This is a genomic window from Devosia rhodophyticola (assembly GCF_028816475.1).
GTDB classification, from domain to species: domain Bacteria; phylum Pseudomonadota; class Alphaproteobacteria; order Rhizobiales; family Devosiaceae; genus Devosia; species Devosia rhodophyticola.
Genome location: NZ_CP118247.1, coordinates 1,224,485 through 1,238,129, shown reverse-complemented (window position 1 = coordinate 1,238,129; position 13,645 = coordinate 1,224,485). Strand labels below are relative to the sequence as shown.

The following is a 13,645-nucleotide window of genomic DNA, read 5'->3' as shown; positions in this document are numbered from 1 at the left end:
CGTGAACATAGGAACGTTGCATGGCGGAGACAGATTTTAGTGATCGGTGCAAATCTCTGGTACTCGAACTGGGGTTGTGCGCGCGCGACGAGATAACCGAAGTTCGCCGTCTTACGGGCGGTGTGGCTTCCGATATTGCGGCGGTGTCATTTCGGGATCGAACCGTTTGCGTCAAGTTCGCGCTGGGCAAATTGAATGTGGCTGCTGACTGGTATGCGCCGATCCATCGTAGCCGTGCCGAATATGCGTGGTTGACGACCGCTGGCGCGGCGGCGCCCGGGTGCGTGCCCAAGGTGCTGGGTTGGTCCGAAGGCGAACACGGCTTTGCCATGGAGTTTGTGGCAGGTCCCGGGGTCAGTCTTTGGAAAGCCGACTTGTTGGCAGGGCGCCAGGAGCAGGGCGAAGCTGCGGCCGTCGCCTCAGTGCTTGGCCGCATTCATGCCGCCTCCAGTGCCCCCGGTTTTGACACGACACTTTTTCAAAACGCCGCAGATTTCGAAGCGCTCCGCGTTGAGCCGTATCTGCGTTATACTGCCAACCGGCACCCCAACCTTGCTGCTCCCCTCTTATCGCTGGCTGAGGGGCTCGCAAATTCGCGCCTTGCGCTGGTTCACGGGGACATCAGTCCTAAAAACATTCTACTCAGCGACGGGCAGCCGATCATTCTTGATGCAGAATGCGCGAGCATGGGCGATCCGGCATTTGATGTCGCTTTTTGTCTCAATCATCTCGTGCTCAAATCGATCCATGTGCCAGCCATCGCGGCAAGCCTGCGGGCTGCAATCGGGGCATTCTGGGCGGCCTATAAGTCATCAATTAGGTGGGAAGCCTCAGCCGTGTGCGAACGTCGGGTGGCCGCACTTTTGCCTGCACTGATGTTGGCGCGGGTGGATGGCAAGTCGCCCGTCGAATATCTCACCCAGGACGAACAGCAGCGCGTTCGCAATCTCGCGATGCCGCTGGTGGCGGCACCGCCCACCAATCTAAAGAAATTTGTACAACATCTCGAACAGGAGCGCGCCCAGTGACGCAAGCCATCATAAGCAATTTGCACGCGCGCCGCGTCTGGGATAGCCGGGGTAATCCCACAGTCGAAGTTGAGATCGCCACTCAGAGCGGTGCCGTCGGTCGCGCCATGGCACCCGCCGGCGCGTCGCGCGGTACCCGCGAGGCAATCGACCTGCGCGATGGGGGCAGTGCCTTGGGCGGCATGGATGTGCGGCGCGCAGTTGCCAACATCAATGACGTCATAGCCCCCGCGCTCAAGGGGCTTGACGCAACGGATCAGCGGGCGGTTGATCTTGCCATGCTGGCGCTGGATCCAAGCCCGCTGCGCTCGGAACTAGGCGGCAATGCGCTCGTTGCAACTTCGCTTGCGGCGCTTCACGTGGCTGCTTCCGCCAAGCAAGTGCCACTTTGGCGGCATGTTGCCGATATTTCGAGCCAAACGCCGACTTTGCCTTTGCCCGAAATTCAGATTTTCGGGGGCGGTGCTCATGCTGGACGTCGCGTTGACGTCCAAGACTTCATGGTGATGGTGCCGGGCGCGGCCAGTTTTGATGAAGCGCTCGAGGTAACCGCTGAAATATATCGAGCCGCTGGTGCGCTCATGAAGGATCGCGGTCGTTCGGTAGGCGTTGCTGATGAGGGTGGTTGGTGGCCGGTATTTGATCACAATGAAGAAGCCCTTGAAACCCTGGTGCGTGCTATCGAACTGGCCGGTGAAAAACCTGGTGATCGCGTGGTCATCTCGCTCGATATCGCCGCGTCCGAGTTCGGCAAAGACGGGCGTTATCGCCTTGCGTTGGAAGATCGTGAACTGGGACGCGATGAAATGATCGCGCTGCTGGGGCGCTGGCTCAATGACTATCCGATTGCCTCCATCGAGGATCCGCTGGCCGAAGATGACGCCGTTGGTATGGCGGCATTTACCGCCGAGTTTGGTGATCGCGTGCAGATTATCGGTGACGACTACCTGGTAACCAACGCGGCCCTGGTGGAAGAGGCTGCAGCGGCAGGAGCCTGCAATTCGGTACTCATCAAGGTCAATCAGGCCAGTACAGTGACGCAATCGTTTGACTGCCTTGAGATGGCGCGAGCCAAGGGGTTCCGTGGCGTCGTATCGGCCAGATCGGGCGAAACCGAGGATGTATCGATCAGTCATCTCTCGGTTGGTCTTAACGCCGGTCAGCTCAAGGTTGGCTCGTTCGCACGGTCTGAACGCATGGCGAAGTGGAATGAATGTCTGCGCATTGGCGAAACGCTGGGTGGAAACGCTTTTGTAGGCGGAGCGCCGTTGGCAGACACTTGGTGGGCACAGAAGTAGAAGAACTGCCACCTCAAAGATGTTTCATGCCTGGTGCCAGATATTGGCCCGTCGACGTTGTCGTCTCTAGACTAGAGCAGGGCGCCGTACTGAGCCTGATTTGTCGCCTGTAGGTGCCTGCCTGCAAATCCTTGCCAACGTGCCAGAGGGCTGCCCAACCTCAAATGCCCGGCAATTGACTGTGCCGTGCGCGAGAGCATGGTTCGGGCCGTACCACGGCGCCAAGCTTGTCGACGCGGACGAAGAGTTCAAGGTTTTTGATATCCAGGGACAAGACGTCACCATTCTGCAGGGCAGGAAATGCACAGATCGCACGGAAGCAAGTCCGCGTTGCACGTAGCAGCAGCGCAACTCGCTTGGCGCACGCCAAGCAATCCGCAAAGTACAAGGCCGCGCTCGGTATCACTTATGGTGCCGGTCTGTGTGTATCTGAGGGCGCAAACCTCAAAGTCGATGACGCCAGGGCAAGCAGTTGTCCACGCCTGGGCCGCCGGCATTGGCTTGCTGATTGGTGTATAACATCCAGTATTCTTTGGTCCCCTCGCGCACGATCACCGTCGGATCGGCCGATCCGTCCTTGATCTGATCGTGATCGGTTCGCTATCGGGCCTCCTCACATACTCGCACTAGCCGCCCGTCGGGCCGACTCTGCAGACTGCCTGGCCGCTCCATCCGTTCGCTCGCCAATGCTGCCATGCCGGGATCGGTCATCAGCTTGCCTGCACCGGCATCTTCCGTGCTCAGGACGCTGGCCTTGAGCAGGCGCGAATAGGGGTGCTCGGGATTGTCCAATACCGTACGGGCATCGCCCATTTCCACGATCCGGCCGCGCTGCATGATGATCAGGCGGTTGGAAATGTAGTATGCCGTCGCCAGATCATGGGTAATGTAAACCACCGACACTCCGAAATCGTCGCGCAGGCTGCGCAGCAGGTTGACGATGCTCATGCGCAACGAGGCATCCACCATCGACACCGGCTCATCGGCCACCAGCAGCGGCGGATTGGGGATCAGCGCCCGAGCAATGGCGGCCCGCTGCAACTGCCCGCCGCTCATCTCATGGGGATAGCGCCCCTTCACCTCGGCCAGGCTCAGCCCCACTTTCTGCAACGCGCCATCCATCGCGCCATCGATATCGTCCTGCCGATGCAGCTTCAAAAACCGCTTCGCCGTCGATTCCAAGTAGCGGTCGATTTCCTTGAGCGGGTTGAACGCCTCGAACGGGTTCTGGAACACCGGCTGCACATTGGCCATGAACTCCAGCCGTTCCTGTCGGCTGACCCTCTGGCTCACCATTTTGCCGCGAAAGCTAATTTCGCCGCCGCTCGGCCGTTCCAGCCCCAGGATCATCCGCGCCAGCGTCGTTTTGCCCGAGCCGCTTTCCCCGATAATGGTAAAGATCTCAGGCCTCTCGCTGCTTAGCGACAGGCTGGCGTCCTGCACCGCCTCCACGCTCCGGCGGCTCAGCAGTCCGCCCATGGTAAAGCGCTTGGACACATTGCGCACGTCGAGCAGGGTCGTCATGCCATCACCGGCTGTTGCGGTGCCACCAGTGGTTTCACATCCTCCCAGCGCCAGCACGCGCTGCGGTGGTCGTTAGCCACATTGTTCAGCGGCGGTACCTCAGTCTTGCACTTGTCGATGGCCAGCGGGCAGCGCGGGTGAAACCGGCAGCCGCTCGGCGGGTTGGCAAGACTCGGCGGTCGCCCCTCCAGCGCCGGTCGCTGCGCCGTATCCCCGATTCGCGGCAGGCTCGCCACCAGATGGGCCGTGTAGGGGTGCTTGGGCGCATAAAACATTTGCCGCGTCGGGCCTTCCTCCACCAGCCGGCCGGCATAGATGATGCCCACCCGGTCGGCCATGTTGGCATGCACGCTCATGTCATGGGTTACGAACACGACCGAGCTGCCCATATCCTGCTGGATTTCGCGGATCAGCCCCAGGACTTCCTTTTGCACCACCACGTCGAGCGCCGTCGTCGGCTCGTCGGCAATAACGAATTCGGGGTGACATACCGTGGCCAGCCCGATGGTCACGCGTTGCCGCATGCCGCCGCTCAACTCATGTGGATAAGCGTTGAGCAGGCTGGCCGGAAGCTTCAGCCGTTCCAGATGGTTCAGCACCCGCGCCCGATAAGCTTCGCCCGATAGCCCCAGCGGGCGTTTGGCAAAATCCTCAAAGGTCTTGCCGATGCGCCGCACCGGGTTGAGCACGCTCATCGAGCCTTGCATGATGTAGCTCAGATGCTTCCAGCGCACTGACTCGATCTGCGCCTCGCTTGCCGTGGCCACGTCCATCGGGCCGTTTTTGAAGTCATATTTCACGCTGCCGGCCACGATGCGCATCGGCGGCCGGATCGCTGCCGCCAGCACGCGGATGAGGCTGGTCTTGCCTGACGAGCTCTCCCCGGCAATGCCGTAGATCTCGTTCTTGCGGATGGTCATGGTGATGTCATCGACCGCCCGCACTTCGCGTTCCACGCCGAAATAGTTCATCTGGTAATAGGCCTTGAGGCCGTCGACCTCGAGTAGATCCTGGGTCATGTGTTCTCTCCCCGTTTGTCGAACCCACACCTCTCCCCTTGCAGGAGAGGGACGACATGTCTGCGTTTAGCAGAATGGCCGGGGTGAGGGGTGCTTCCCCATCCCATACGGGAGGCGAACAAGAGATCCTTCGTCTGCCCCTCCGGGGCACCATCTCGCGCAAGGAGTAAAAGGCACCGCTGGTCGGCCTTCATGCCCCCATCCTCCGCAGCCTGCTGCGCGGGTCGATATATTCATTGAGCGAGACGGCAAGCAGGAACAGGCCAACGAACAGGATGACGATAAAAATCACCGGGATGAGAATCCACCACCACACACCCACCACCATCGCCGAGTGGCTATTGGCCCAATATAGCACCGTGCCGATCGTTGCCTGGTTGATATTGGTGAAGCCCAGCACCGCCAGCGTGACTTCCAGCCCGATCGACCACAACATGTTGGCCATGAAGGTCGAGAACACGATTGGCATCACATAGGGCAGGTGCTCCTGCAGCAATATCTTGGGCGTGCTCATCCCCGCGAACACCGCATGGCGGGTAAACTCGCGATGTCGCAGCCCCAGCGCCACCGACCGGATCAGCCGCGCATCGAATGGCCAGCCAAAACAGGCCATGATAAGCGCCAGCGTCCATGAATTGAGATCGCTGCGCAGCACAAAGTAAAACAACACCAGCACCGGAAAGATCGGAACCGCTACGAAAATATCGTTGACGAGCATCAGCCCGCGATCCACCCATCCCCCGACATAGCCGCTGGTCAGCCCCACCGCCAGCGAGATGATGCGCGAGAGCACCGCGACTGTTACCCCAAAGATGACCGAATTTCGAAAGGCCGTTGAAAGCTGCCAGAACAGGTCTTGCCCGCGCGAATTGGTGCCAAACCAATATTGCGCCGATGGCGGTTGGTCGGGAATGACCACATAGATCAGGTTCGGGTCTGTCGGAGCAAAATAGCTTGCCGCGGCAAAGATCAGGATGAACCCCACCAGCGTTACGCCGATGGCAAACTCGATATTGTAGCGAACAAGGTCGCGGAGAACAGCAAACATGGCGGCTAATCCGTCCTTACGCGTGGATCGAGCAGGGGATGGAGCAGGTCAACGATGAAAATGGCCATCGCCACCGCTGCCACCGACACCGTGGATACCGCCAGTACCAGCGAAAAATCGCCGCCATTGACTGCGTCGACCAGTAGCGACCCGAGACCGGGATAATTGAACACCTGTTCGGTGATCACTGTGCCTGAAAATACCCCACCCAGTGTCATTGCCAGCGCCGTCAGCTGCGGCACGGCTGCGTTGCGGATCACATAGCTGCCCACAATGGTCCGGCGCTTGACGCCCGCCAGTTCGGCGTAGGTCACATAGTCTTCGGTGACAATGTTGGAAACTAGCGCCCGCATCCCCAGGAACCAGCTGCCGAAACCAACGAGCACCAGCGACGAGGCTGGCAGGATGGCGTGCTGCAGCACCGACCCAATATAAGCCAGGTTCCAGCCCGGCGTCACATTCATCGCAAAGCCGCCGGAAATGGGCAGCACCGGCCAGATAAAGCCGAAAACCACCAGCAGGATGAAGGCAACGATATAGTAGGGGATCGGCTGAATGCCCATGGCCACGACGCCGAAGGCTTTCAGGAACCGGTTGTTTTGATTGTAACCTGCCAGGGCGCCCATCACATTGCCGACAAAAAAGGTAATCAGGATCGACGTCAGCAGCAGGCACACGGTCCAGGGCAAGGCGCGCATCACCAATTCCATGGCCGGGGTCGGAAATGCAATCAGCGATGGTCCAAGGTCACCATGCACCAGTCGCGCCCAGAAATTGAAATATTGATTGATCAGGGGTTCGTTTACCCCATACATTTCGGTCAACGCCGCGCGCATCGACTCCACGGCCTCTGGTGCGAAATTGGAGCGGGCGGTCATCCGTCCCAGTGCCGATTCCACCGGACTGATCGGTGACAGGTGCGTCACCATAAACGTCGCGGAAATGCCGCAAAAGACTACGGCCAACAACTGCGCTGCGCGCTTGGCGGCAAACCAGAAATAGCCTTGCATTTGAGCTCCTCAACCTCGGCGGTCACAGGTCTTTTTAGAACTGCAACCGAAACCGGACCAATGACGGCCAAGTCCATTTACGGGGCGCCAAAAACGTTGCGTGTCGCAGCGCTACCGGCGGACGCGCCACCGTTATTTGTTCCAACGAGCAAGGATTTGCGGGTCAGAAAAGGTGCAATTGAGGGGCAGGGCGCCAGCCGCGTCCCTCTGGGCAGCAGCCCGGACAATACCGGGCTGCCGGGGAGAACTCAGGCGTTGGTCGGTTCGATCTGCGTGAAGATATACTTCCCGTTCGACCAGTTGGTGACCGGATTGGCATAATTATTCTCGATATTGGGCCAGCCGGTCCAGTATTTGTTCGATTGCACCGAGAACACATTGTAGGACATGATCGGAATGTTCGGCATTTCTTCGAGATGCAACTTGACGAACTCGATGCCGTATTCCAGTCCCTTGGGATCGTTGAAATCGACCCCACGGATTTTCTCGATGATCTCGTCCAGTTTAGGGTTGGTCCAGCGCATCCAGTTACGGGCTGGCTGGATCTGACCCGGCTCGACAACATATTCGGAATGATAGCTGTCGAGGAAGAAGCTGAGATCGGGATGACCGCCCCAAGTCTCGACCGCCCAGCCAATATTGACTTCATAGTCGCCCGCGCCCACGCGGTCCCATATATCGGGCGCCACTTCGGCGCTTGCCTGCACCCCGGCTTGTGACCAGAGTTGAGCAATGATGGTGCCGAGGCGGTTGATGACGCCTTCTTGGGGAATCTGCACACTAAAGGCGAACGGTTCGCCGGTATCGGTCATCCATTGATTGCCGTTCTTGGTGAACCCTGCTGCCGTCAGCAACTCTTCGGCTGCCTGCAGATTCTGTTTCCACCAGCCAAAACCGAAGCTTTTGTTTATTGCCTCGGGATCGGTCGGCACGTCTTCGCCAAACTGTGGGCGCACCATGTCGGCGATTTGCTGACCGATGGTGGGGTCGTAAGGTTTGACCTTGGAGGTTCCGGTGTCTAGCTCATAGTCGATCATGAATTGCTGGAGCGGTCCATGATAGTCGCGCGGATGCGTCCCCGTTGGCGGTATGGAGATGGCCGACAGGGTCGCTGCACCGCGATAGGACGCCATCGACATGGCGCGCGCGTCCAGCATCAGAGCCAGCGCCCAGCGCACACGCTTGTCCTGGAACATTGGTTTTTGGTGGTTGAAGATGGCCATTGGCAGCGTCGGATCGGGATGGGCATAGGGGAAGCCGGTAAACCAGCCATGCACATTCGGGTCTTCCTTGACGATCGAGAATGTGCCTTCAGGCGACAGATCATGGATCATGTCCAGATTGCCGTTGCGCATCTCGATCAGGCGATTGTCGGTTGAGATGTTGTTGCGATAGATAATGTGCTTGGGCGTGGGTTGGCCCACCAGGCCCAGCGTTGTCTTGTCCCAGTCCTCGCGCTTGTCCCAAATGTACCATGTACCGTTCGGATCGAACGAATTGAGTGTATAGGCGCCGAGGCTGAGTGGAGGGTTATAGTCAAAGGTCAGGACGTCATCGACCTTTTCAAACACATGCTTGGGCATGATCCAGGCCGCATTCCAGCGTACCGAGAAAATGGCGTGAAAGCGTGAGTTTGGCGCCTGAAGTGTGAAATGAACTGTATACGGATCGGGCGCGGTAACCTCGGCTACCTGCGTGGAGAACGCGCCGCTCCACTGCATGCCGGGTGTCTCCATTTGTTTGGTCACAGTGTAAACGACGTCATCGGCTGTAAACTCGACCCCATCGCTCCACAGGATGCCTTGGCGCAGTTTCACCGTCATTTCGGTGAAGTCATCATTATATTGCCACGGCTCTGCTGCCAGCGCGTTGTAGATCGCGTTCTCGCTCTTGCCCGGCACACCGCCATCGGGGTCGATGTACCAGAGCGTGTCCATCGTTAGTTGGTGCAGGCCATTGCTTGTTCCGCCGCCGCCATTGACCCAGATATTGAACCAGCCCGGATTGCGGATGACCCCTTCGGGGTTGTGCACGATAACTGTTTCGTTCCGGGCAAAATCGTTCAGCGGCGGTGCCGAGCCTTCAGCATCCTGCGCAAAAGCCAGTCCCTTGGCGCCGAGCATCAGCGCACCGACGGCAGTGCCTACCATAAAACTGCGTCTATCCATCTCTCGCTCCTCCCTGTGGGATGCCATCCGCACTCTGTTCGCGAGCGCTCTCCAGCAACCTGGATTCATATTTGATCAGTTGATTTTGTTTGTCAACAGAGATCATGATGTAAATCTAATATCATGATATACAAATGAATAGGGCACATCGCCCCCGATGTGCCCTATTGCCTTGATCTGTCACGCTTAACGCTAACGGTTTGCTAGTAGAAGTGAGCTGTCGGCGATGCGATGTGTTGGTTTGGTGCTAAAGCTTTACCCGCACCATTTGGTAGGAGTAAGGCGGCAGCGTCAGGCGCAGCGAACCGTCCGCCACCTTGGCGCCTTCACCCTTGCGCGGAGCCACTTCGCTTTGATTTTTGGCGGTATTGACGGCGTCGAGACGGCTATGGGTCATCACCTGGTGATCGATCACTTCACCCGCGGCAAAACCCTGTAAGTCGATATCGACCTCAATCGATTCCGTCCCATGTCGGTTGACCAGGAAGAAACTAAGTGTTCCATCATCTTCATTGTGCACACTCGACAGGTCCACAAAGGGTGTATTGTCCTCATGGTTGCTCTCATATCCCGGAGAATTGACAAGCAAATTCAAAGCAGTACCACGACCGTACACAGATGCGAAATAATAGGGATAATAGATCGTCTGTTTCCAGGCCGGTCCGCCCTTTTCGGTCATGATCGGTGCGATCACATTCACCAATTGGGCGATACAGGCGATCTTGACCACATCGGAATGGCGAATGAAGCTGTTGAGAACCAGACCAACCTGCAGCACGTCCTCAAAATTGTAGATGTCTTCCAGCAGCCCCGGTGCATGCGGCCAGCCATTGCCACCATCAAGAATTTCGCGGTCCTGCTTGTTGGAATGATACCAGACGTTCCATTCATCAAACGAGATATAGACATCGTGCTTTGTGCGCTTCTTGCTCTTTACCTGCTTGATCGTCGCCGCAACTGTTTCGATGTAGCGTTCAAGTTTATGATTTAGCGCCAGATAGTTAGGAGTATCCTTGTCGCGATTGGCAAAGTACATATGCAGCGAAATATGATCAACATGCTCGTAGGTATGTTCGAGCACAATGCGTTCCCAATCGGGATAACTCGCCATGTCCGCGTTGGAGGAGCCACACACGATCAACTCAAGTTCGCTGTCGAACATGCGCATCGCGCGGGCGGTGTTGGCCGCTAGCTTGCCATACTCGTCAGCATCCTTGTGCCCGACCTGCCAGGGGCCATCCATCTCATTGCCCAGGCACCACATTTTTACGTTGAACGGCTCTTTGCGGCCATTCTTGATACGTAAATCGCTCCAATAGCTGCCGCCCGGATGATTGACATATTCCAAGAAGTTACGGGCATCGTCGACCCCGCGTGATCCAAGGTTTACCGCCAGCATCATCTCGGTGCCGACACTGTCGCACCAGTCGGCGAACTCGTGGACACCCACCGCATTGCTGTCCGACGTGTGCCAGGCCAGGTCGAGCCGGGTAGGGCGCTCCTCGCGTGGACCTACCCCGTCTTCCCAATTATAGGCGGAAACAAAGTTACCCCCGGGATAGCGCACGACGGGTACATTGAGGTCCTTGACCAGTTTGGCAACATCACCCCGCATGCCATTTTGGTCGGCACTTGCATGATCGGGTTCGTAAATGCCTTCATAAATGGCGCGTCCGAGATGCTCGAGGAACGCCCCGTAAACACGATTATCGATCTTGCCGACCGTGAAATCCTTATTTGCGACGACTGACGCCTTCACGTTACCCTCCTGAAATCCCGTTTGTCTGATTTGTATCAGATAATCAGTTGTAAACGGGTATGAGGGGATTGCGCAAGAGGCGTGTGCGAATTGAATCTAGCGTTCGGTTTGTAGCCGCATGATGATGTCCTGGTCATAATTGCCGAAGCCGCGACCAAAAATATTAATACCACCCGGATGTTTAGCATCAGGTTTAACAGCGATGCGCAGACGAATTGAGTGGTGATTGGACAAGTCCAGATCGCTCAGCGAAACCGGAGAAATCTTCATCCCGTCAACATAACTGCCATCCGTCGTCACCCGAAAACTCTTGAGCTTGCCATACTGGCTGCCCTTCAGTTTCCACCAGTCGGGGGTATAAACCCCGCGTTTGTCGCCGAAATCGCCAGGGCTCATCCATGTGCCAATTTCCGTACCGTTGACTGATAGCGTGATGTCACTTGGCCAGTCCGCCGAGGTGCCCGGCACTTCCGAGCTGAGCTCCATAGAAAACTCCGCGGCCACTACCCGGTGCTGGCTTAGCTTGGCATTGTTGGGGAACTGGTATTCGAGATAACCTCGGGTAAACCAAAGCAGCCCAGCCTTCATTCGGTCCGGGTCGAGAAAAGTGTCGGGCACATCCAGTAACCCGATAATGCCTTCACCTGAACATAGCCCACACGGTGCTGACACGTCGCAACTGGTATAAAGTCCCAGCGGCATGGCCACTTCGATGGTATTGGCGGCCAATGGCCTGATGTCTTCCTTGAACATCACCATAACTTCGTCAAACATCGAGTGGCAAATCTTCTGATTGCCCTTGCGCGCCTTCTGTGTCTCGGTTCGGATCAGCCCTGCGCTTTCCAGGATCTGGATATTGGTCGATACGGTCGACTGCGGCAGGCTGAGCTTTTCGGCAATGTCATTGCCGTTCATCGCCCCTTCCACATGCAGCAACTTGAGGACTTTGACCCGGATAGGCGACGCCAGCCCCTTGAGAACTTCAATGTCCTCTTCAGGATCAACGACCAGAAAATTACGGCTCATCAGGGTTCTCTCAGGGCAAAAACTCGTTCTGCCATATCTATCATGAAAGATGATGTAGTCAACCAAGCACTCCGACCACAATTTTGAATCGCACCGTCGCCAACATCAGAATGAAAGTTGCGGATTGGAGCGGGTGAAGGGAATCGAACCCTCGTCACTTGCTTGGGAAGCAAAAGCTCTACCATTGAGCTACACCCGCCGCGCGCCACTAGATGCGCGAAAAAGCACGGGGCGTCAAGCAGGATCGGGGCAGGTCAACGCTCCTATCCCGGGAGATCGTCCATCTTAGTTACGTTTTCCAATTGCGCATCCCAAGTGGCTCTATTGGCGCAACAGATATGTGCGTTCGGTCGGATCGTTATTGGGCTGTCAAGACATCCAGCCGGCACAACCAGCAGCGCACCTTCGAATTGAACACTGGGAAGAGCCGAACCGCACATACCGCAGAAGCTTCGTTGGTGTCGCGTCTTGGGAACGCGATATGTCCTGATATCGTCGCCGCCCGACAGCCAGTTGATCTTGGCGATGGAAGAAAACAGATTGGCCGCGTGCGCTGAACCGGTATCTTTCTGGCAGCGCGCGCAGTGGCAGAGCCAAAAACTCTCGAATTCTCCCGATATGCTAAATTTGACAGAGCCGCACAGACAGGAACCGATGGACGTTAGAGGCATGAGGCGTCCACCAATAATCTCAGGGGTGTAACCATCTCATTTCGCCTTAACCTGCCCATCAGACAATTAGACCCAAAGTGCGTTGCAGTTTTTTGGTCAAACCCGCCCCCACCAGATCATATGATGCCTTGAGGTAATCATTGAATTCCTCAACCGACAACGCGTCTGAGGCAGCGCTCACCCAACGACGTTTGGCAAAATATGGCGCCTGAGCAATTTTGGGCATAGCCGTCAATATTTCAAAGCTGGTTTCACGAACCTTGAAGCTAAGGGCACCATGCCCATTTTCCGATTTGAGCCCAAATACCTTGCCACCCACTTTGGCGACATAGCTGTCCCACTGCTCGACAAAGCTGACGCCCGCCCATTGCGAGCAGATCTGTTCAAATTCGGCGCGCGTCAGCATGGTTCAGGCCGCAGTCCCGGTTTCGATCTGACAGGCAACGCCCGTGCCCTGCAATCCACAATAGCCAGCCGGGTTTTTTGCAAGATATTGTTGATGATAGGTTTCAGCATAATAAAATGGACCGGCGGGCGCAATCTCCGTGGTTATGCTGCCGAGCCCCTTTGCCTTGAGCGCTTGCTCGTAGGCGGCGCGACTGGCATTGACGCGCTCCGCCTGCTCGGTAGAAGTCGTATAAATCGCGGATCGATACTGGGTGCCCACGTCATTGCCCTGGCGCATGCCTTGGGTTGGATCGTGCTCCTCCCAAAAGGTCTTGAGCAGGCTCTCAAGCGAAATCTTATTGGGATCAAACACGACCTTGACGCTTTCAGTGTGACCAGTTCGGCCTGAACAGACCTCTTCATAACTTGGATTGGGTGTCGAGCCGCCCTGATATCCAACGGCAGTCACAAATACGCCGTCCAATTGCCAGAAAAGCCGCTCCGCACCCCAAAAGCAGCCCAGACCCAAATAAATAGTTTCGGAACCTTCCGGATATGGCCCTTTCAAAGAATGGGAACTGACGTAATGGTCCGGCGCGACGTCCAGTTCAACATTTCGTCCCGGCAGCGCGTCCTGAGGGGCGGGCACGGCCTCAGGTTTCGACTTGAAAAACATCGCAGTCTCCTTTTTCCAGCATTTTTTCGGC

Annotated in this window: 12 protein-coding genes and 1 tRNA gene; 2 read left to right on the top strand and 11 right to left on the bottom strand. The window is 57.0% G+C overall.

From position 1 onward, the window contains the following. Window positions 1-20: 20 nt before the first annotated feature. Together PSQ90_RS05965 and eno are read left to right on the top strand one after the other, a co-directional pair. Window positions 21-1,028, top strand: a complete 1,008-nt coding sequence (locus PSQ90_RS05965) for an aminoglycoside phosphotransferase family protein (RefSeq protein ID WP_282212495.1) — start codon at window positions 21-23, stop codon at window positions 1,026-1,028. Next, on the top strand, window positions 1,025-2,326 hold the full coding sequence (gene eno / locus PSQ90_RS05960; protein ID WP_282212494.1) for a phosphopyruvate hydratase: 1,302 nt from the start codon (window positions 1,025-1,027) through the stop codon (window positions 2,324-2,326). Before PSQ90_RS05965 ends, eno begins: the two co-directional genes overlap by 4 nt. 600 nt (window positions 2,327-2,926) lie before the next feature. On the opposite strand, the gene PSQ90_RS05955 is transcribed toward eno, so the two are convergent. The 11 genes from PSQ90_RS05955 to msrA form a co-directional block, all read right to left on the bottom strand. Then, window positions 2,927-3,850 (bottom strand): ABC transporter ATP-binding protein, encoded by a 924-nt coding sequence (locus PSQ90_RS05955; protein ID WP_282212493.1) that lies wholly within the window; start codon window positions 3,848-3,850, stop codon window positions 2,927-2,929. Continuing rightward, complete coding sequence (locus tag PSQ90_RS05950; RefSeq protein WP_282212492.1) at window positions 3,847-4,869, bottom strand: ABC transporter ATP-binding protein; 1,023 nt, start codon at window positions 4,867-4,869, stop codon at window positions 3,847-3,849. Before PSQ90_RS05950 ends, PSQ90_RS05955 begins: the two co-directional genes overlap by 4 nt. 190 nt (window positions 4,870-5,059) lie before the next feature. Next, window positions 5,060-5,917, bottom strand: coding sequence for an ABC transporter permease (locus PSQ90_RS05945; RefSeq protein ID WP_282212491.1), 858 nt, complete (start codon window positions 5,915-5,917; stop codon window positions 5,060-5,062). Window positions 5,918-5,922: 5 nt separating this feature from the next. Then, window positions 5,923-6,927 (bottom strand): ABC transporter permease, encoded by a 1,005-nt coding sequence (locus PSQ90_RS05940; RefSeq protein WP_282212490.1) that lies wholly within the window; start codon window positions 6,925-6,927, stop codon window positions 5,923-5,925. Window positions 6,928-7,175: 248 nt separating this feature from the next. Next, window positions 7,176-9,095 (bottom strand): ABC transporter substrate-binding protein, encoded by a 1,920-nt coding sequence (locus PSQ90_RS05935; protein ID WP_282212489.1) that lies wholly within the window; start codon window positions 9,093-9,095, stop codon window positions 7,176-7,178. A 247-nt stretch (window positions 9,096-9,342) separates the two neighbouring features. Continuing rightward, window positions 9,343-10,854, bottom strand: a complete 1,512-nt coding sequence (gene arfA / locus PSQ90_RS05930) for an arabinosylfuranosidase ArfA (protein ID WP_282212488.1) — start codon at window positions 10,852-10,854, stop codon at window positions 9,343-9,345. Window positions 10,855-10,950: 96 nt separating this feature from the next. Beyond that, the gene (locus PSQ90_RS05925; protein ID WP_282212487.1) at window positions 10,951-11,880 is read right to left on the bottom strand and encodes an ArsR/SmtB family transcription factor; all 930 of its coding nucleotides are present in this window, start codon (window positions 11,878-11,880) and stop codon (window positions 10,951-10,953) included. A 125-nt stretch (window positions 11,881-12,005) separates the two neighbouring features. Then, a tRNA-Gly gene (locus tag PSQ90_RS05920) sits at window positions 12,006-12,079 on the bottom strand. A 64-nt stretch (window positions 12,080-12,143) separates the two neighbouring features. Next, window positions 12,144-12,551, bottom strand: a complete 408-nt coding sequence (locus PSQ90_RS05915) for a GFA family protein (RefSeq protein ID WP_282212486.1) — start codon at window positions 12,549-12,551, stop codon at window positions 12,144-12,146. Window positions 12,552-12,609: 58 nt separating this feature from the next. Continuing rightward, entirely contained in the window at window positions 12,610-12,957 is a 348-nt protein-coding gene (locus tag PSQ90_RS05910) for an MmcQ/YjbR family DNA-binding protein (RefSeq protein WP_282212485.1), read from the bottom strand. A gap of 3 nt (window positions 12,958-12,960) precedes the next feature. Continuing rightward, a complete protein-coding gene (msrA, locus tag PSQ90_RS05905; protein ID WP_282212484.1) occupies window positions 12,961-13,614 on the bottom strand; it encodes a peptide-methionine (S)-S-oxide reductase MsrA in 654 nt (217 codons plus the stop codon). Window positions 13,615-13,645 lie beyond the last annotated feature (31 nt).